This is a genomic window from Halobellus clavatus (assembly GCF_900107195.1).
GTDB lineage: Archaea > Halobacteriota > Halobacteria > Halobacteriales > Haloferacaceae > Haloquadratum > Haloquadratum clavatum.
In genome coordinates, this window is record NZ_FNPB01000019.1 from 15,083 (window position 1) to 32,467 (window position 17,385).

Sequence of the window (17,385 nt, forward strand, 5' to 3'; positions counted from 1 at the left end):
ATGGGGCGTTAACGAGTCGTTACGATTCGCTCCGATCGATTACGGGCTGTATTTCTCAGTATTTATATTTGATACCGTCTCGAAAGGGGCCAAATCGGAGCCAAATTGGAGCCAAATCTGGGCCGGATCAGGGCCTAAATCACCCCGACGTCGCCGCCGTCGCTCCCGCCCCAGCGTCGCCGGCCTGCCCGTTGAGGTACGCTCGCAGCGTCGTGAGTTCGCCGGTCCCGACGCCGAACGCATCGACGTCGTTGTCGTCGGTGACGTTGTCGAACTGCAAGGAACGGTACTGGTCTTTCCCCATCGGGAACCCGGGAATCGCGCCGCCGAGGGTGAGGCCGATCTTCGCCAGTCCCATCGGGACGGGCACGACCGTCGTCGAACGGCCGTCGGATTCGTGGATCAGTCTGGCGATCTCAGCGAGTGTGAGCTTGTCAGGGCCGCCGATCTCGTAGGTCTGCCCGACGTGCTCGTCGGATTCGACCGCGTCGACGAGCATCGGGACCAAGTCGCCGACCCAGATGGGCTGGAAGCGGGTCTTCCCGCCGCCCGGCAGTGCGCTCACGTACGGCGGCGCGAGCAGTTTCGTGAACGAGACGAACTCGCCGCCGTCACCGAAGACGACGGAGGGGCGGAAGATCGTGTAGTCCAGCACGGACTCGGTCACGATCTCCTCGGCTTCGCCCTTCGAGCGGATGTAGGCGGTCGGGCCGTCGGGATCGGCACCCAGCGCGCTCATCTGAACGAGGTGGTCGACGTCGTGCTTCTCGGCCGCGCGGACCACGTGTTCGGTTCCCTGTCGGTGGATCAGGTCGTGCATCTCGTCGCCGCCGCTCGGTTTGAACAGCGGCGAGAGCGCGACGAGGTTGTAGACGACGTCTTGCCCCTCGAACGCCTCCTTGATCGACCCGTACTCGCGGACGTTCCCCATCACCTTGTTGACGCCGGCGGGGAGGTCGTCGCTGCTGGGACTTCGCGAGAGGGCCGTCACCTCGTGGCCCCGGCCCTTCAGTTCGCGGCAGAGTGTGCTTCCGATAAACCCGCTGCCACCCACGACGAGTACGTGCATACTGCGTACGTCTCTCCGGCCCGCCGTAAAGGTAACTGCCGATTCGGGGGACAGAGCCGGGACCTCCGACCGTGCTGTCGCCCGGAGACCGTGTGCGCGGCGTGCGTGTCCGGCGGTCACCGAGCGGATCGGAACCCGGGTGAGTTTTATTCCGGCATCTGCGAGAGCAACGTATGCTCGTCACGCTGGAGGGTCTCGACGGCAGCGGGAAGACCAGCGCCTGGGAGGCGCTGCGAGAGGAGTTCCCGGAAGCGGTCTTCACCCGTGAGCCGACGTCGTCGTGGTATGGCGAGTCCGTCGCGCGTTCGATGGGTGACGACGACGCCAACCCCCTCGCCGAACTCTTTCTGTTCACCGCCGATCACGCCGATCACCTCTCGCGCGTCGTCCGGCCGGCGCTCGCGGACGGGTCGCTCGTCGTATCCGATCGGTACTCCGACTCGCGGTTCGCCTATCAGGCCGCCTCGCTCGCGGACTCGTATCTGGCCGGCGGCCGCGACCCGCTGGAGTACGTCAGAGAGATCCACGCCGCCTTCTCGCATCCACCGGACCGAACGATCTACCTCGACGTCGACCCCGAGACCGCGGCCGAGCGCGCCGGCGCGACGAACAAATTCGAGCGCGTCGCGCACCTCGAACGCGTCAGCGAGAACTACGAGCGGCTCATCGACGCCGAACCCGAGCGGTTCGTTCGCGTCGACGCGACCCAGCCGTTACCCGACGTCATCGCCGCGGTCACAGAGCACGTCGCCGCGTTCACCGACGACTGAGAGAGTAGGGGCGTAGCGGGGATCGAGAGTGATGAGCGGTCGGGCGCGATGAGCGATCAGGAGCGGTCGTCACCGCGTCGCTCCGGAAGGTCGTACTCCTCCGGTGCGGGGACGTAGAGCGTGTCGATGGTGAATCCCAGCGCCAGCGGGAGACCCACCGAGGCACCCACGAGCGTCGTGGCACCGAGGTTCAACGAGGAGCCGATCGGGAAGACGCCGAAGAAGATCAGCGTCGTGATCAGCAGCGCGACGGGAATGAGCACGAACGAATAGATGACGTAGCCCCACTGCGTCTTCAGGCGGAGCCGGAAGAACCGTGTCAGTACCGCCGCCAGGAGGGTGTGAATCACGAGCACCGCCCCGAAGAGTACGAGTCCGACGACCGAGACCATACCCGACCTTGGGTCGCCGCGGTCTTTACGCGTTCGGGTCCGGGACGTGACTCCACTCGCCGTTGGCTCTCGTCGGTCGGCAGTCCGTCGATCGGACAACGGAGAACGGGCAGGACTGTTCGGTGCATAGCGAGGATCGGGGACCGACACTCGGTTCGAAACTACCGGTGTCGCCGGAGCAGGGGCGCTTTTATCACGCGCCCTGTCGCATCCGAACGTATGGAATTACTCCACGTGGCTCTCGACGTGACAGATATGGAGACAGCGGTGGATTTCTACACCGAACTGCTCGGTCTGGAGGTGACAAGAGAGGCCGAACTGGAGGGCCAGCAGATGGTGTGGGTCGGCAGCGACGACGGGGGCGAACTCCAACTGCTCGAGACCGACGACCACGACGAACCCGCCGGGATCGATCACCTCGCGATCACGACTGACGACCTCGACGCCACGATCAAGGCGGCCATCGAGGAGTGGGACAGCAGTGTCCTGATGGAACCGCAGACCGTCGGAGACGGGGCGCGTCTGGCTTTCATCTCCGACCCAGAGGGATACAGCGTCGAACTCATCCAGGAAGCACCTTAGCGGACGCCGGGTCCGTTGATCCTGGCGGACGCCGAGTCCGTCGATCAGTTACAGCCGCGCTGTCGTCCGGCGATCAGGCACACCTGAGAGAGCGACCGCCCAGCGACCCCGCTCAGTCCATTGCGATGTACGTCGTGGTGTCGGTGACGCCGCTGAGTGCCTGGATCTGCGTCGAGGAGACGTCGAGCAGGTCGTAAACGGCGTCGGCGTCGGTTTCGACGATGGCGTCGTATCCGCCCGCGACGACGTGTGCCTCTCTCACCGCCGCGAGGTCCCGGACCGCCTCGACGACACGGTCGGCCTCGCCGGAATCCGTCTGTACCATCACGAAGGCTCGTACCATACACCGTGGTATGACGTACCGTGACAAATGAGTTGCGGGAGTGACGCCCGGATCTCGTCCCGCCGGCCGTCCGTCGATTCCGGGACGGCGGCCGCGCCGTGGACAGCCGTCCACCGATCGGAGAAACATTATTCAGGTCCCGGGATGAAGGGTCACGTATGCGGTTCGTTATCATTGGTGCAGGTCGTGTCGGGCTTCGGACCGCTCGGGTCCTGCGGGAGGAGGGACACGAGATCACGATCGTCGAGCGGGACCGCGACAGGGTCGAACGCGCCCGCGAATCCGGATTCGAGGTCGTCCACGGCGACGGCTCCCGCGAGGCGGTCCTCGCGGAGGCCGGCATCGAGGACGCGGACGGCCTGGGCGGCCTCACAGGCGATCTGAACGTCAACTTCGCGGCGTGTTCGATCGCCAAACACCACCGGACGTGGACTGTCCTGCGCGTCGATCAGGAGCACCGGGAAGAAGTCTATCAACAGTACGCCGACGAGGTCGACGAGGTGGTCTATCCCGAGCGGATCGGCGCGCTCGGCGCGAAGAACGCACTGCTCGGCGGATCGATCCGCGCCATCGCGGACGTCGCACAGAGCCTCCAGGTGGTGCTGATGACCGTCACCGAATCGTCGCCGATGCAGGGCTACACCATCGAGGAAGTCGCGCTCCCGGCCAGCGCTCGGATCCTCGCCTTCGGGAAGGCGGACGAACCGATGGGGCTCCCACTCGAGGACGACTCGCTCGAGATCGGTGATCGGGTCGCGGTGCTGGCGGAATTCGACGTCCTCGAGGAGGTCCGCCAGCTCATCGTCGGCGAGACGCTCGCACCCGAACCGGAGACTGGGGAGGGGGCGGCCTGATGCCGACCGCCTACGTGCTCGTCACCGCCTCCAGCGGCGACGTCGATCGACTGAAGCCCGCGATCGAGGCGGCCGACGAGGTAGTCGAGCACGTGAGCGTCGTCGCGGGCGACGTCGACTACGTCGTGAAGACCCAAATCGACGATCCCGCGGAACTCAAGACAGTCGCGACCACGGTACACGAACTCGACGGCATCGAGAACACGCAGACCTACATCGCGAAGGACTGAGGCCAGCGCCGGTTCACAGCGGCGTGCCGCCCTGCGTCCCGCCACCGGCGTCTGCGGCGCGCTGGATCAGGTGAGTGACTGGTTCGGTGTAGTCGTAGCCGGGGATGACGCCTTCGACGTAGGTCCCCTCGACGTACTCGACGATCGCGACCGCGTTGTCGGCGGCCCGACCGGGATCGATGTCGACGAGTTCGACCTCGACAGTCGCCTCGTCGCCGTCGCGTTCGACGGCCACCGCGACGTCGTCGGTCCCGCGCAACACGCCGTCGACGTCGTCGACGCGGAGTGAGAAGGTGTCGAACCAGCCGTCTTCGACGACCGGTGCGACGTGATCCGCCGTCACGGCGTCGAGCATCGGCACCTGGACCGTGACGTCGAAGACGGCGGCCCCGTCGGCACCGTCGACAGTCACGTCGGCGTCGAAGACCGTCGTCGTCACCGCATATCGGCCCTCCGAGCGAGACTCGAACGAATCGTGCATCTCCGCGGCGCGTCGCGCCCGTTCGGCGGCGTCACTCTCAGTCATTGGCGAGTGAAGGACCTCAGCGTCCAAAAGCGTCTCGCGTCGGCCCGGAGAGGGGGCAAGCTGTTAGTGTCCGAACACTCGTTTCCGAGTGCGGCACGCTTAAGTGGCTACCACGTGATCGGCCAAGTGACGCTTCGTCTGGAGGGCCGAAGCGTCAGCGGGGACCAATTCAGGGCGGCAGCGGCCGTCCGGGCTGTTCCCGGACGGCTGCTACCTTTTCCACGAACTCGCGCGTCGGAGTGACGACTGTGGCGAACGAGGGGTCTCGCTGTCGAGCGGGAGTTCGGTCCCGATTCGAGCGATTCAAGTACTCACCCGGACACCTACTCCGTATGCAGGACCAAGGACGCTCCAAGCGGAAGCGGACCGGCGGTCGACGCCGACGCTCGCACAAGAAGACCCGCCACCAACTCGGTCGACAGCCCGCCGAGACGACGGTCGGCGAACCGCGGTTCCAGATCGTCGACTCCCGCGGCGACGACCGGAAAGTCCGCGCGCTCTCGACGAACGTCGCGCAGGTCGCTATCGACGGCGAGGTAACCGAAGCGGAGATCGAGAACGTGGTCGAGAACCCCGCGAACGTCAACTACGTCCGCCGGAACATCATCACGAAGGGCGCCATCATCGAGACCACCGAAGGCGAGGCCCGCGTGACGTCCCGCCCGGGGCAGACCGGACAGGTCAACGCCGTGCTCGTTGACGACGAGTAACGACCGCTCTCCCGTTTCTCTTCGTTTTCAGCCGACGTCCAGTCGATGCTGCGCTACGGCGTCGGCGCGGCCTTCTGCAGCGCCGTCTCGGCGATGTTGCCGCCGTAATCCGCACTCCGGGAGACCGAGTCGACGATGAGTCCCAGCATTTGAGCGCGGGCGGGATCGAGGTCTCGAAGCAGTTCGTCGATCTGTCTGGCGCGTTCGTCGAGGAGCTGGACGGACTCGCGGGCGTCGTTCGCCAGGCGTGTCGACTCGTCGCCGTCCTCGGCGAGGAGCGCGTCCATCCCGTCGTCGATGATCGCTCGCGCCTCTTCGTGCAGTTCGTAGAGCGCGTCCACGACCTCCTCCGGAACGGGCTTCTCGAGTTCCAGCGTCAGGTGTGCGATCTTCGTCGCGTGGTCGGCGACGCGTTCGAGTTGGCGGGCGGCGGACTGGTAATCGAAGCACACCTCCCGGGGGAGACCGAGCTCTTCGGCGGCTTTCGGGGTTCGGAGCGTGGCCCGGAAGATGCGGGAGACGACCATCCACAGCCGGTCGACGTCGTCGTCGCGCTGGATCACGTCGCGAGCCATATCGGTGTCGAGTTCCGCGAGGCCGTCCACGGCGTCCGAGAGCATCGAGAGCGAGATGAGCCGCATCCGACGGACGGCGGTGTGAATCGACAGTTCCGCGGAGTCCAACAGATCGCGGATGACCACACTGTCCCGTGTCTCCTCCAGCACTTCGAGGCCGACGAGGCTCTGGGTGGCCTCGCGGATGGTCCGCCGCTGGCTCGTGGTGATGCGCGAACTCTCGAGATTGATGATGTCGAATCCGCTGACGTACATCGTCATCACCGCGCGCGTGAGTTCGTCGCCCGCGAGGTCGGTCACGTCGAGAGTCCCCTCCGTGCGCTCTTCTTCGTTCGCGGGGGCGAGAAACAGCGAATCGCCCTCGGGGTAGAACTCCACGACGCTGCCGGCTGAGACGTCGTTTTCGGTCGCCCACTCTTTCGGAATCGAGACAGTGAACGTCGACCCGCCGGTGACCTGCACCTTCCGCGTTTCGACCATAGGCGAGCCTTGTGAGGCGCAGAATATAAAATTGCCTATAGATATATAGTGACCGACTATCTCTCTATTCGACGGCGTGATCCGCCGATCTATGTGTGTGGTATTGAGTACCATACACAATGGGATTCGATAGTCGAGCCGCACGGTTGTCGATATCGAACACGGGCGTTCAGTCCCAGAATTGGGCTATTACCCACCAGAGCCGTGGAATTAGTCGGTTTTTCCGACCGCAGGTGCGTCGGCCCTGTGACGAGATCCGGACTCGACACCGAATCGGCGGTGACCAGATCGTCCGATCGTATTGAGAGATCAACCCATACGTACGTATATTTTTTCTATATAGTTATATTAGTAGAGGTTTTACCTTCGATCTGGGTATGGAGAGGTGATGACGCGCGACAGCAATCAGACTCGTAGGTTCTCACGCCGAAAATTTATCGCGGCTTCGGGTGGACTCGGCGTCGCCGGCCTGGCTGGCTGTACGCAAAGCAACACAGGGGGCGGTTCGACCGCGGAGTCGACCGACGGATCGTACGGCGGCTCCGGCGACAGCACCGACGACGGCTCCGATGGGGGGTCCGGATCGCTGTCGGGAGACATCAATATCGCGGGATCCTCGACCGTCTTCCCGCTGGCAACGGCGATGGCCGAGCGCTTCCAGTCCCAGCACGAAGGGGTCGACGTCAGTCTCCAGTCGACGGGATCCGGCGGCGGCTTCGCGAACTACTTCTGTTCGGGGCAGACGGATTTCAACAACGCGTCGCGACCGATTCAGCCCGAAGAGGAAGACCAGTGTGCGAACAACGACATCGAGCCCGTCGAAGTCAAGGTCGCGACCGACGCGCTGACGGTCATCGTGAACAACGACAACGACTGGATCGGTGAAGGTCTCACCGTCGAACAGCTCAGAGAGCTCTGGTCCGCCGAGTCGCAGCCCGAAACGTGGGCCGACGTGAACGCCGATTGGCCGGACGAACCCCTGGAACTGTACGGTCCCTCGGAGGCCTCCGGGACCTTCGATTACTTCATCGAGGCCATCCTCGGCGAAGAGGGTCCATCGCACCGGCAGGACTACTCGCCGACCGAGCAGGACCGGACGATCATTCAGGGCGTCAACGGCTCGGAGTACGCGATGGGGTACCTCGGCTTCGCGTACTACAGCGAGAACCAGGACACCGTGCAGGCGGTCCCCGTCGAGAACGACGAGGGCAACTACGTCGAACCGTCCCTCGACACCGCGCTCTCCGGAGAGTACAACCCGCTCTCGCGGCCGCTCTTCACCTACCCAAAAGTCTCGGCGCTGCAGGAGGACCACATCGCCGAGTTCGCGCGCTTCTGGCTCGAGAACTCTACCGACCGCGCGATCGTCGCCGACGAGGTCGGGTACGTCCCGCTCAGCGACGAGGAACAGTCGACGATGCTGTCACGCCTCGAAGAAGCGGCCGGATCGAACTGATGCGGACTGACCGCGACAGGTAACGAAGCGCTTTTTCATCCGCCCATAATCCCACCATACAATGAGCACAGACGAGTTGGAGGCCGACCTCACACGGCAGACCGAGAATTCACCGCGAGAACTTCTGACTCGCACCTTCTTCTTCCTGTGTGCCGGCCTCTCGATCGTCACGACGATCAGTATCGTCGTCCTCCTGGTGACTGAGGCGGCGAAGTTCTTCACGATCACTGCGCCACTGATGGGCGTGACCGGGCCGACGGCCTCCATCGTCGACTTCCTCACCGGGACGACCTGGCAGATCAACAGCCAGGAGTTCGGCGTCCTCGCACTGGTGACGTCGACGCTGATGATCACGATCGGCTCGGCAGTCATCGCGATCCCGCTCGGCGTCGCGACGGCGATCTATCTCAGCGAGTACGCGAGCACGCAGGCGCGGTCGGTTCTCAAGCCCGCACTCGAAATCCTCGCGGGCGTCCCCACCGTCGTGTACGGGTTCTTCGCACTCATCTACATCACGCCGGCACTCGGCACCGTCATCCCACAGATCGGGACGTTCAATATGCTGTCGGCGAGCATCGTCGTCGGCATTATGATCATCCCGATGGTCGCGTCGATTTCGGAGGACGCGATGTCGGCCGTCCCCGACGAACTCAGACAGGCCGGCTACGGGATGGGGGCGACGAAGTTCGACGTCGCCACGGGGGTCGTCGTCCCCGCGTCGCTGTCGGGCATCTTCTCCTCGTTCATTCTCGCGCTCTCGCGGGCGATCGGTGAGACGATGGCGGTCACCATCGCCGCGGGATCGCGGGCGCAGTTCCTCAATCCCCTCAACCCGGCCTCCTACCTCGAAGGCGCGCTGCCGATGACCGCCGCGATGGTGCAACTCCTCACCGGCGACATCACCGGCGGCGGCCTGGCGTACCGGAGTCTGTTCGCGATCGGGCTCGTCCTCTTCGTCATCACGCTCGTTATGAACATCATCAGCGACTTCGTGGCCCAGCGCTACCGGGAGGAGTACTGAAATGGCGACCGGGAGCTCTCAAATCGAAGACTTCGGGCAGGTCAGCCGCACTGTGGGAACGATCTTCCGCTATCTCATCCTGGCGGCGACGCTCTTCGGGATCGTCGTGCTCGCGGCGCTGCTCGTCTACGTCGCCAACGACGCGCTCCAGCCGGCGACCGCGGATCCGGGCTGGTATCTGACGTTCTTCCTGACGCTCGTGGCCCCGACGGCCCTCGTCGGCTGGGCCGTTCACCGGCGAGGGCCCGCAGCGTTCACGTTCGGTAGCTTCCTCGTCGGCCTGCTCGTGGTCTCGCTGATGTTCAGCGGTGGCGTCGGTCTGCTCGTGGTCGACGTCGTGCCGCCGCTGGTCGGGTTCTCGTTCGCAATCGCCATTGCCGTCCCGACCGCGATCTCGGTGTTCCTCACCCGGTACTCCCACCGGATCGGGTTCACCTCTCGACTCTCCGCGACGGCGTTCGTCTTCTACCTCTCGCTGTTCGGCCTGCCGGGGCCGATCGGCAGCCCGATCGGTGTGCCCCAGGTCGTGCCGAGCCTCGCCCGGGCCATCCAGTCGATTCCGGTGATCCCCGTCGACTGGATGATGGTCGGGACCGTGCTCGGGGGGATCGGGGGAGCCGTCGTGGGATCGTACGTCGCCGGCGTCCGCGACGCCCGGACGGGACTGGTCGCCGGCGGACTCGCCTTCGCGGCCACGCTCGTGAGCGCCGTCGTCGGGCCGTTTGTCGGCCTGAACCCGGTCCCCTCGACGGTCCTCACCGCCGTCACCGTGCTGCCGACAGCGACCTACGCCTGGCGCGGCGCGTTCACCGAGGAGCGCCGTCCGGCGGGGCTCGGATTCGCCGCCGTCGTCGTCGGCGGCGCGCTCGTCGGGGCGGCCGCCACGTCGACGCTCGGCTTTGCCGGTCCGCAGTCGTGGGTCGACTGGCAGTTCCTCACCAGCGCACACAGCGGGTCCGCCGAAAACGCGGGGCTCTACCCCGCGATCGGCGGCTCGATCCTGTTGATGGCGACGGTCGCAGCCCTGTCGTTCCCCATCGGCGTCGGAGCGGCCGTGTATCTCGAGGAGTACGCGCCCGACAATCGGCTCACCCGGTTCGTCGACGTCAACATCTCGAACCTCGCGGGCGTCCCGTCGGTCGTCTACGGCCTCCTCGGCCTGGGCGTCTTCGTGACGTATCTCGGGCAGGCCGCGGGGACCGTCATCGTCGGCGGCGCGACGCTGGCGCTGTTGATCCTGCCCATCGTGATCATCTCCTCGCGCGAGGCGATCCGCTCGGTCCCCTCGAATATGCGGCAGGCGTCCTACGGGATGGGAGCGACGCGCTGGCAGACGGTCAAGAACGTGATCCTCCCGGAGGCGTTCCCCGGCATCCTGACCGGCACCATCCTCGCGCTCGGCCGCGCGATCGGCGAGACTGCACCGCTCATCATGATCGCCGCGCCGAACGTCGTCTTCAGCCTGCCGACGGCGCTCGAATCGAAAGTGAGCGCGATGCCGCTACAGGTGTACGCCTGGTCGAGTCTCTTCGCCAGCGAGGACTTCTACACGAAGGCGGTCCCCGCGGGCGTAGTGGTGCTGCTGGCGGTCCTGCTGGCGATGAACTCGATCGCGATCGTCCTCCGGAACAGGTTTGAGCGAACGGGGTGATCTCTATACCAATGAGCCAACAAAACACCGACGAACAGACGACGAGCGAACAGGACGCGGGAGACGGCGGGTCGCCCGATCCGACCGACGACGAGATGCTGATCCAGACCGACGTCTCGGAAAGCGTCGATGAGACGAGCGGGACCCGCCGGCGCGAGACCGTGGTTCGCGCCGAACACGTCGACGTCTGGTACGACGACAACCAGGCGCTGTCCGACATCACGATGGAGATTCCCGAACAGAGCGTCACCGCGATGGTCGGGCCGTCGGGCTGTGGGAAGTCGACCTTCCTCCGGTGCATCAACCGGATGAACGACCTCATCGACAGCGCCCGCGTGGAAGGGGACCTCTATCTCCGGGGCAAGAACGTCTACGACGACGACGTCGACCCCGTGGCGCTCCGCCGCCGGGTCGGGATGGTCTTCCAGAAACCCAACCCGTTCCCGAAGAGCATCTACGACAACGTCACCTACGGGCTCGAGATCCAGGACAAAGGCGGCGACTACGACGAGATCGTCGAGCGCTCGCTCAAGCGGGCCGCGCTGTGGGACGAGGTCAACGATCAACTCGACGAGTCCGGACTCGAACTCTCCGGCGGGCAGCAGCAACGACTCTGCATCGCCCGTGCCATCGCACCCGACCCGGAGGTCCTGTTGATGGACGAGCCCGCCTCAGCGCTCGATCCGGTCGCGACCTCCCAGATCGAAGACCTCATCGAGGAACTCGCCCGCGACTACACGGTCGTCATCGTCACGCACAACATGCAACAGGCCGCGCGGATCTCCGATCAGACGGCGGTGTTCCTCACCGGCGGGGAACTCGTCGAGTTCGACGACACCCAGAAGATCTTCGAGAACCCAGAGAGCCAGCGCGTCGAGGACTACATCACCGGAAAGTTCGGATAGCGCGGCTCGCAGGACGTACCCGCAGCAGTCTCGGATCGCACGACACGCTTATACTTCCAACCCGTGTGGCGTCAGGTATGCCACGACACGGATATCAGGAGTCTCTCTCTGACCTCCGCGAGGATGTCCTCTATATGAGCGAAATCGTCGCCGAGCGTCTTCGGTGGGGACTCGACGCACTCGAACAGAAGGAAGGGTCGACGGCGAGGGCAGTCATCGACGGCGACGACGAGGTCAATCAGATGTACCTCGAGTTAGAGGGCGAGTGCGTCGATCTGATCGCACTCCAGCAGCCGGTCGCCTCGGACCTCCGGTTCATCGCGGCGACGTTCAAGATCATCACCGACCTCGAGCGGATCGGTGACCTCGCGGTGAATCTCGCACAGTACGCGCTGGACGCCGACCAGGACGTCTTCCCCGAGGTCGACGTCCAGCAGATCGGCGTCGAGACGCTCGAGATGCTCGACGCGGCGATGGAAGCGTACGCCGAAGAGGATCCCGAGGCCTGCTACGCTGTCGCCGAGCGAGACGACGAACTCGACGCGATGTGCGAGGCGGCGAGCACGACCGTCGTCCGCGACCTCATCGAGAGCGACCCGTTCGGCGAGGACGATGCCGACGCGGAGGCGTATATGCAGGACATCTCGCGGCTCCTGCTGACGGTCCGTGATCTTGAACGGGTCGGCGACCACGCGGTCAACATCGCCGCCCGGTCGCTGTATATGATCGAAGACGACGCGGAACTGCTGTACTGACGCGCTGGCGTCGCTGCTGCCGGCGCTAGAAGATGTTCGCCTGCCGGTAGACGCTGATCCCCTCGGCGGTGAGTTCGTAAGGCTTCGTCTCCCGCGAGTGGTTCGCGTCGCGGATCTTCTGAATCTCGATGGCCAGTCGCGTCTCGCGGAAGTCGCTCGGGCGGACGTACTGGAGGACGAACACGGCGTCCGCGAGGTACTCGACGATCCCGAACCGCGAGGTGTAGGGGTTGTCTTCGCTCGCCTCCGAGGTCAGCAGAGTGGTGATGCCGGCGTTCTTCAGCGATCGTGAGAACCCGAACACCTGACTGCGTCGTCGCGGGGCGCTCTCGTACATCATCTCTAAGAGGGACACGGAGTCGAGCACGAGGCGGTCCGCCCCGAACTCCTCGATGAGGTCGGGCAGTTCGTTCTGGATGCTGTCGAGGCTGTTAGCCATCTCGATGGGGTCGATGTCGACGACAACCAAGCGGTCCTCTTCGATGTACTCCTCGAAGCCCCAGCCTTTCTCGTCGGCCGTGTCGACGATCCGCTGTTGACTCTCTTCGAGGGTGATGTAGACCGCGTCCTCGCCGTTCTCGAGGCCGTGTCGCAGGAACTGGAGGCCGAAGGTGGTCTTCCCGGTTCCGGCCGATCCGATCGCAACCATCAGCGAGCGGCGGGGAACGCCACCGAGGATCATGTCGTCGAGGCCGTCGATTCCGATGTCGATCCGGGGGAGGTCGGACTCGAACGCGCCGGCGTCGGGGTCGAAGCCCCCCGGAGCGCCGCCGAAGTCGTCGTCGAAGTCGTCGAACCCGAAGTCGTTGCCCGCGTCCTCGGAGCCGAACGGATCGGTACTCCCCTCGCCGCCGAAGGAATCACCCCTGTCGCCGCCGAAGGGGCTCGATCCACCGGCTTCCGCGCCGCCAGAGCCCGGTCCCTCGACGCTCGGGTCCGGGGCGTCCTGGAGCGCGGATGCGAAGTCCTCGTCGAACGGGCTCCCCCCGTCGTCGGTGGTGTCAGAATCGGTAGAAACCCGGCCGCGTCGGTCCTCGCCGGAGCGGTCGCTCCGGACGCCGGCGGACGTGCCCCGGTCTCGGTCGGTGACGCTGGAATCGCGGCCTGCGCCGTCTCTCACATCAGGATCGACGGAGCCCGACTCGTCTTCCGGGTCGGCATCGACGTCGTCGACGGTCGGCTCGAGGGTCGAGTTGGGACCCCAGCTTTCGGGCTCGTCGTGGTCGTCGCTCTCGTCCCGACCGTCGTCTGCGTCGCGGTCGTCGCTCCCGTCCCGACCGTCGTCTGCGTCGCGGTCGTCGCTCCCGTCCCGACCGTCGTCTGCGTCGTGGCCGTCGCTTCCACCGTGCGTGTCGTGGCTGTCGCTCCCGTCCTGGCCCTCGGCGTCGGGTGCCGGCTCGTCCTCGCCGTCCGCGTTCTCGTCGTCCGCGTCCTCGCCGATCGCGCGCTCGAACCAATCGGCGTCGTCACTCACGGCACTCACCCGCTCCGCAGTCCTGGCCGGCGTCCGCGCCTCGTGGCGGACACCGGTGCCAATCGCGAATCTCTGCCATCACCGTCGTCGGAACGACGGCCGGCCCGGCTATGAATGTTGCCCGTGCGGAGCGAGCGAGGCGACATCGACCGTCGCCGTCGCCGCCGTCGCCGCCAGCGAGCCGAACCGGCAGGCTCGCCACGTGACGGAGTCCTTTTTGATCAGCGCGTGGAACCGACGAACCGAGATGAAGGTGGCCATCGTCGCCCAGTGGGACAACGACCGGACCGCCCGGCTCGCGGGCGACCTCCGGGAGCGGCTCCGCGCGGAGGACGTCACCGTGTGGATCGACGCGGCGACGGCCGCAGAACTCGACGTGCCAGGACACGCCGTCAGCACGTTCGGACAGGCCGACCTCGTCGTCAGTATCGGCGGCGACGGGACGTTCCTCTTCGCCGCGCACGGCGCGGGGAACACCCCGATCCTCGGCGTCAACCTCGGCGAGGTGGGCTTTCTCAACGCCGTCAACCCCGAGGACGCCGTCGACGCCGTGCTGAAGGAAGTGCGTCGCTTCCGCGAGGAGGGCGACCTCCCGACGCGGACGGTCCCGCGACTCCGCGCGGAGACCGGGACCCGGACGCTCCCGCCGGCGGTCAACGAGGTCGTCGTCCAGGGGGCCCGCCGCGGGCACGGTGGCGGAGCCTCGATCGAGGTCCGGATCGACGGATCGCAGTTCACCGAGGGCCACGCGGACGGGGTGCTCGTCGCGACGCCGACCGGTAGCACCGCGTACAACCTCAGCGAGGACGGCCCGCTCGTCCATCCGGGCGTGTCGGGACTCGTCGTGACCGAGATGGCTGACGTCACCGGCCGGCCGCCGCTGGTGGTCGACCGCGACGTGACGGTCACCGTCACCGTGACGGACGCCGCGGAGGCCGTGGTCGTCGTCGACGGGCGCGTGCGCGAACCGGTCACGCCTCCGGTGGAGGTGGCGGTGTCGATCGCCGACGATCCCGTTCGGATGGCCGGCCCCGCGTCCGATTTCTTCGAGGCACTCGGGAAACTGGACTGAGCTCCGGTTCGCAGGGGCGGCCCCCGTGGTGATCCGATGCCACCGGATGCCGGCCCGTCCCTGACGGTCGCGAGTCGATCGCGCGCAGCCGACATACTCGAAGCGGTCGCCCCGGTGTCCGATACGATCGGGACACTTCACGGCACGAACGGACAGTATCGGCCCTGAGAGTGGTGATGCTGCCGCCTTCGGAGAGCCACTCGTATAGCAATCCACATTAACCCCGAACCCGAATCGGTCAAATATGACTCAGTCGTACGTCATCATCGGCGACGGTGTTGCGGGCAGTTCCGCCGCCGAGACGCTCCGCGAGGAGGACCCTGACGCCGATGTGACCGTCATCACAGACGAGGGGGAAGCCCTGTACAACCGGATCCTCATCAAGGAGTTCGCCAAGGGGAAACTCCCCGAAGCGCCGATCTCGATCCACGACGAGTCGTGGTACGAGGAGCGCGACATCGACCTCCAACTCAACACTCTGGTTGTAGACATCGACGTCGAGGGCCACACGCTGGAGACGCACGAGGGCGACGTCCACGAATGGGACAAACTCCTCGTCGCGACAGGCGGGACACCGACACAACTTCCCGTCGGCAACTCCGACGCCGACGGCGTCCACCACTTCTGGACGTTCCAGGACGCTCGCGCGATCAAGAACCACATCGAAGAAGCCGACAACTCCGTGATCGTCGGGGCCGGCCTGCTCGGCATCGACCTCGCGGCGATCACGGCTGCCCAGGACGTCGAGGGGAAATACCTGATGCGCGGGGACTGCTGGTGGCGCTACGCGCTCTCCGAAGAGGGTGCAGAGATCATCCACGACGCGCTGCGCGAGCGGGACGTCGAACCCGTCTTCCAGTCGGGCGTCGACCACTTCGAGACCGACGACGACGGCCAGGTCACGACCGCCGTCGACCCCAACGGCGACGAGTACGACGCCGACTTCGTCGGGATCGCGATCGGCCTGAACTTCAACACGGAGATCCTCCAGGACACCCCGATCGAGTGCGACGACGGCATCATCGTCGACGAGTATATGCAGACGAACCACGAGGACGTCTTCGCCGCGGGCGACATCACGGAGTTCAACGACCTGCTCCTGGGCGAACGCGCACAGAACGGCGCGTGGGGCTCCGCGAAAGAGCAGGGCTCGATCGCCGCACAGAATATGGTCGACTACGGCTCAGAGCCGTTCGAGTGGGTCTCCTCGTACTCGATTACCCACTTCGACTTCCCGTTCCTCTCGTTCGGGCACCCGACCCTCGGCGACGACGAGGCCGAGGCCAAGTACTCCGACACCGAGTGGCGGCGGCTGGCGTTCAAAGACGGCCGAATCGTCGGCGGCGTCCTGATCGGCGATCTCTCGCCGCAGTCGAAGTACAAGAAACTGATGCGCGAGCGACGCGTCGTCGCCGACCAGAAGGACATCCTGATGAAGCAGAACTTCGAGATCGACGAACTCGAACTCGAAGGGACGCCCGCTGAGTAACGTCGCCGACTGGCCGACCACGACGGACTGAGTTTCTTCTGCGGGTGTGTTCTGGGGGGCCGAATCGACGCCGGCCGGGCAGTTACGACTGCGCTGACCGGACAGTCACAACTGCGCTGACCGGACAGTCGGGATGGCCCCGGCCGCCGGGTCCGTCCGGGGATCCGACGCAATCTTTATGATCTTTTGTGCACTTTGGTATCGTATGTCACGGTCACTGCAGAGTAGTGGGGACGCGGACGTTCGGTCCGTGATCGTCGAGTGCGACGCCGCAGATATCGAGCCGACGGACCGAGTCCGCCATATCGACCAGTTGTCGCCGCGGGACCGGCGGGAGGTGTTCGACGCCGTCGAGGGATCGAGCCCCGCAGCCGATCTTCAGGGCCTCGAGTCCGGGGACGTGATCCGATTCACCGAGTACTACCGCGTCGTGTGAGGAGTATCGAGCGCGTCCGGGGGTATCGTCGGGGCGGACCGATGCAGTTTTCGGCGGGTGGCCGATATCACGGGGTATGAGCGACGAGTCCTCACGCGGGGGTGCCCCCGGCGGCGGCGACGCCGACATGACGCTAGCGTTCGAGTTGGACGCGCTGCGAAACCTCGCAGACCCGACCGCCGTGTTCAACGACGCTCGCCAGTGGACGGAGTACGTCGGCGTCGTGAGCGAGAAACCCACGTACGTCGTCACGAACTACACCCGCAAGCACCGGGTTCGACAGGACTTCTTCTCGGGACCGCGTGGCGTCCAAGAGAGCCTCGAGAACGTCAAAGAGCAGTTCGACACCGACCGACACGTCTTCGTCGGCGTCTCCGAGGAGGACGAAGAAATCGCCGAGGCCGCAGGCTGGGAGTACCTGCCGCTGCAGAGTGCAGCCGATGCGGCCGGGTGGCGAATCGCGGGAAGCGCTGGGTCACAGGACCCCTTCGAGTCCAGCACCAGAGACGACTGGCCGTAAGCTATTTGTCGGGTAGGCGGCTGAAACCGCCAGTATTCTTCAGGTAACGAAAGCGTTAATCGAACTGGGTTCTTC

20 protein-coding genes are annotated in these 17,385 nt (G+C 65.4%); 14 read left to right on the top strand and 6 right to left on the bottom strand.

Annotated features, from left to right (window positions below; genetic code table 11):
• Positions 1–139: 139 nt before the first annotated feature.
• Positions 140–1,069, bottom strand: coding sequence for a complex I NDUFA9 subunit family protein (locus BLU74_RS17275; protein WP_089769608.1), 930 nt, complete (start codon positions 1,067–1,069; stop codon positions 140–142).
• 173 nt (positions 1,070–1,242) lie between these two features.
• Here BLU74_RS17275 and tmk point away from each other — a divergent pair, with 173 nt between their 5' ends.
• Positions 1,243–1,839: a dTMP kinase gene (gene tmk, locus BLU74_RS17280; protein WP_089769610.1), complete on the top strand. Its 597-nt coding sequence runs from the start codon at positions 1,243–1,245 to the stop codon at positions 1,837–1,839.
• 56 nt (positions 1,840–1,895) lie between these two features.
• Here the strand turns inward: tmk and BLU74_RS17285 are convergent, their stop codons facing one another.
• Entirely contained in the window at positions 1,896–2,231 is a 336-nt protein-coding gene (locus BLU74_RS17285; protein WP_089769612.1) for a DUF7991 family protein, read from the bottom strand.
• 219 nt (positions 2,232–2,450) lie between these two features.
• Here BLU74_RS17285 and BLU74_RS17290 point away from each other — a divergent pair, with 219 nt between their 5' ends.
• Positions 2,451–2,813 carry a VOC family protein gene (locus BLU74_RS17290; protein WP_089769613.1) on the top strand — a complete coding sequence of 121 codons (363 nt, stop codon included), beginning with the start codon at positions 2,451–2,453 and terminating at the stop codon, positions 2,811–2,813.
• A gap of 112 nt (positions 2,814–2,925) precedes the next feature.
• Here BLU74_RS17290 and BLU74_RS17295 read toward each other — a convergent pair whose 3' ends face one another.
• On the bottom strand, positions 2,926–3,156 hold the full coding sequence (locus BLU74_RS17295) for an Lrp/AsnC family transcriptional regulator (protein WP_089769615.1): 231 nt from the start codon (positions 3,154–3,156) through the stop codon (positions 2,926–2,928).
• Positions 3,157–3,314: 158 nt separating this feature from the next.
• Between BLU74_RS17295 and BLU74_RS17300 the strand changes: the two genes are divergently transcribed.
• Both BLU74_RS17300 and BLU74_RS17305 read left to right on the top strand, forming a co-directional pair.
• Positions 3,315–4,010 carry a potassium channel family protein gene (locus BLU74_RS17300; protein ID WP_089769617.1) on the top strand — a complete coding sequence of 232 codons (696 nt, stop codon included), beginning with the start codon at positions 3,315–3,317 and terminating at the stop codon, positions 4,008–4,010.
• A complete protein-coding gene (locus tag BLU74_RS17305; protein ID WP_089769619.1) occupies positions 4,010–4,240 on the top strand; it encodes an Lrp/AsnC ligand binding domain-containing protein in 231 nt (76 codons plus the stop codon). The genes BLU74_RS17300 and BLU74_RS17305 overlap by 1 nt, the downstream gene beginning before the upstream one ends.
• 13 nt (positions 4,241–4,253) lie before the next feature.
• Here BLU74_RS17305 and BLU74_RS17310 read toward each other — a convergent pair whose 3' ends face one another.
• The gene (locus BLU74_RS17310; protein WP_089769622.1) at positions 4,254–4,766 is read right to left on the bottom strand and encodes a DUF5813 family protein; all 513 of its coding nucleotides are present in this window, start codon (positions 4,764–4,766) and stop codon (positions 4,254–4,256) included.
• 332 nt (positions 4,767–5,098) lie between these two features.
• Between BLU74_RS17310 and BLU74_RS17315 the strand changes: the two genes are divergently transcribed.
• Positions 5,099–5,476 carry a 30S ribosomal protein S8e gene (locus tag BLU74_RS17315; RefSeq protein WP_089769624.1) on the top strand — a complete coding sequence of 126 codons (378 nt, stop codon included), beginning with the start codon at positions 5,099–5,101 and terminating at the stop codon, positions 5,474–5,476.
• A 53-nt stretch (positions 5,477–5,529) separates the two neighbouring features.
• Here BLU74_RS17315 and BLU74_RS17320 read toward each other — a convergent pair whose 3' ends face one another.
• Entirely contained in the window at positions 5,530–6,531 is a 1,002-nt protein-coding gene (locus tag BLU74_RS17320; protein WP_089769626.1) for a phosphate signaling complex PhoU family protein, read from the bottom strand.
• A gap of 388 nt (positions 6,532–6,919) precedes the next feature.
• Here BLU74_RS17320 and BLU74_RS17325 point away from each other — a divergent pair, with 388 nt between their 5' ends.
• The 5 genes from BLU74_RS17325 to phoU all read left to right on the top strand — a co-directional run bounded on the left by BLU74_RS17325 (position 6,920) and on the right by phoU (position 12,319).
• Complete coding sequence (locus BLU74_RS17325; protein ID WP_089769628.1) at positions 6,920–7,987, top strand: PstS family phosphate ABC transporter substrate-binding protein; 1,068 nt, start codon at positions 6,920–6,922, stop codon at positions 7,985–7,987.
• A 61-nt stretch (positions 7,988–8,048) separates the two neighbouring features.
• On the top strand, positions 8,049–9,008 hold the full coding sequence (pstC, locus tag BLU74_RS17330) for a phosphate ABC transporter permease subunit PstC (RefSeq protein ID WP_089769630.1): 960 nt from the start codon (positions 8,049–8,051) through the stop codon (positions 9,006–9,008).
• A 1-nt stretch (position 9,009) separates the two neighbouring features.
• Positions 9,010–10,659, top strand: coding sequence for a phosphate ABC transporter permease PstA (pstA, locus tag BLU74_RS17335; RefSeq protein ID WP_089769632.1), 1,650 nt, complete (start codon positions 9,010–9,012; stop codon positions 10,657–10,659).
• A gap of 11 nt (positions 10,660–10,670) precedes the next feature.
• Positions 10,671–11,564 carry a phosphate ABC transporter ATP-binding protein PstB gene (pstB, locus tag BLU74_RS17340; RefSeq protein ID WP_089769634.1) on the top strand — a complete coding sequence of 298 codons (894 nt, stop codon included), beginning with the start codon at positions 10,671–10,673 and terminating at the stop codon, positions 11,562–11,564.
• Positions 11,565–11,641: 77 nt separating this feature from the next.
• Complete coding sequence (phoU, locus tag BLU74_RS17345) at positions 11,642–12,319, top strand: phosphate signaling complex protein PhoU (protein ID WP_089769636.1); 678 nt, start codon at positions 11,642–11,644, stop codon at positions 12,317–12,319.
• Between the two features lie 25 nt (positions 12,320–12,344).
• Here the strand turns inward: phoU and BLU74_RS17350 are convergent, their stop codons facing one another.
• Positions 12,345–13,793: a KaiC domain-containing protein gene (locus BLU74_RS17350; RefSeq protein WP_089769677.1), complete on the bottom strand. Its 1,449-nt coding sequence runs from the start codon at positions 13,791–13,793 to the stop codon at positions 12,345–12,347.
• Positions 13,794–14,040: 247 nt separating this feature from the next.
• Between BLU74_RS17350 and BLU74_RS17355 the strand changes: the two genes are divergently transcribed.
• From BLU74_RS17355 to BLU74_RS17370, 4 genes are all read left to right on the top strand, one after another.
• Positions 14,041–14,865 (top strand): NAD(+)/NADH kinase, encoded by an 825-nt coding sequence (locus tag BLU74_RS17355; RefSeq protein ID WP_089769638.1) that lies wholly within the window; start codon positions 14,041–14,043, stop codon positions 14,863–14,865.
• Positions 14,866–15,109: 244 nt separating this feature from the next.
• Entirely contained in the window at positions 15,110–16,354 is a 1,245-nt protein-coding gene (locus tag BLU74_RS17360) for an NAD(P)/FAD-dependent oxidoreductase (protein WP_089769639.1), read from the top strand.
• Positions 16,355–16,559: 205 nt separating this feature from the next.
• Entirely contained in the window at positions 16,560–16,790 is a 231-nt protein-coding gene (locus BLU74_RS17365; protein WP_245705829.1) for a DUF7979 domain-containing protein, read from the top strand.
• A gap of 76 nt (positions 16,791–16,866) precedes the next feature.
• Positions 16,867–17,310, top strand: a complete 444-nt coding sequence (locus tag BLU74_RS17370; protein ID WP_089769641.1) for a DUF7124 domain-containing protein — start codon at positions 16,867–16,869, stop codon at positions 17,308–17,310.
• The last annotated feature ends 75 nt before the right edge of the window (positions 17,311–17,385 follow it).

Bases quoted from the DNA above. Each gene is read 5' to 3' on its own strand.
- BLU74_RS17275 (WP_089769608.1), bottom strand. From the start codon at position 1,069: ATGCACGTACTCGTCGTGGGTGGCAGCGGGTTTATCGGAAGCACACTC.
- tmk (WP_089769610.1), top strand. From the start codon at position 1,243: ATGCTCGTCACGCTGGAGGGTCTCGACGGCAGCGGGAAGACCAGCGCC.
- BLU74_RS17285 (WP_089769612.1), bottom strand. From the start codon at position 2,231: ATGGTCTCGGTCGTCGGACTCGTACTCTTCGGGGCGGTGCTCGTGATT.
- BLU74_RS17290 (WP_089769613.1), top strand. From the start codon at position 2,451: ATGGAATTACTCCACGTGGCTCTCGACGTGACAGATATGGAGACAGCG.
- BLU74_RS17295 (WP_089769615.1), bottom strand. From the start codon at position 3,156: ATGGTACGAGCCTTCGTGATGGTACAGACGGATTCCGGCGAGGCCGAC.
- BLU74_RS17300 (WP_089769617.1), top strand. From the start codon at position 3,315: ATGCGGTTCGTTATCATTGGTGCAGGTCGTGTCGGGCTTCGGACCGCT.
- BLU74_RS17305 (WP_089769619.1), top strand. From the start codon at position 4,010: ATGCCGACCGCCTACGTGCTCGTCACCGCCTCCAGCGGCGACGTCGAT.
- BLU74_RS17310 (WP_089769622.1), bottom strand. From the start codon at position 4,766: ATGACTGAGAGTGACGCCGCCGAACGGGCGCGACGCGCCGCGGAGATG.
- BLU74_RS17315 (WP_089769624.1), top strand. From the start codon at position 5,099: ATGCAGGACCAAGGACGCTCCAAGCGGAAGCGGACCGGCGGTCGACGC.
- BLU74_RS17320 (WP_089769626.1), bottom strand. From the start codon at position 6,531: ATGGTCGAAACGCGGAAGGTGCAGGTCACCGGCGGGTCGACGTTCACT.
- BLU74_RS17325 (WP_089769628.1), top strand. From the start codon at position 6,920: ATGACGCGCGACAGCAATCAGACTCGTAGGTTCTCACGCCGAAAATTT.
- pstC (WP_089769630.1), top strand. From the start codon at position 8,049: ATGAGCACAGACGAGTTGGAGGCCGACCTCACACGGCAGACCGAGAAT.
- pstA (WP_089769632.1), top strand. From the start codon at position 9,010: ATGGCGACCGGGAGCTCTCAAATCGAAGACTTCGGGCAGGTCAGCCGC.
- pstB (WP_089769634.1), top strand. From the start codon at position 10,671: ATGAGCCAACAAAACACCGACGAACAGACGACGAGCGAACAGGACGCG.
- phoU (WP_089769636.1), top strand. From the start codon at position 11,642: ATGCCACGACACGGATATCAGGAGTCTCTCTCTGACCTCCGCGAGGAT.
- BLU74_RS17355 (WP_089769638.1), top strand. From the start codon at position 14,041: ATGAAGGTGGCCATCGTCGCCCAGTGGGACAACGACCGGACCGCCCGG.
- BLU74_RS17360 (WP_089769639.1), top strand. From the start codon at position 15,110: ATGACTCAGTCGTACGTCATCATCGGCGACGGTGTTGCGGGCAGTTCC.
- BLU74_RS17365 (WP_245705829.1), top strand. From the start codon at position 16,560: ATGTCACGGTCACTGCAGAGTAGTGGGGACGCGGACGTTCGGTCCGTG.
- BLU74_RS17370 (WP_089769641.1), top strand. From the start codon at position 16,867: ATGAGCGACGAGTCCTCACGCGGGGGTGCCCCCGGCGGCGGCGACGCC.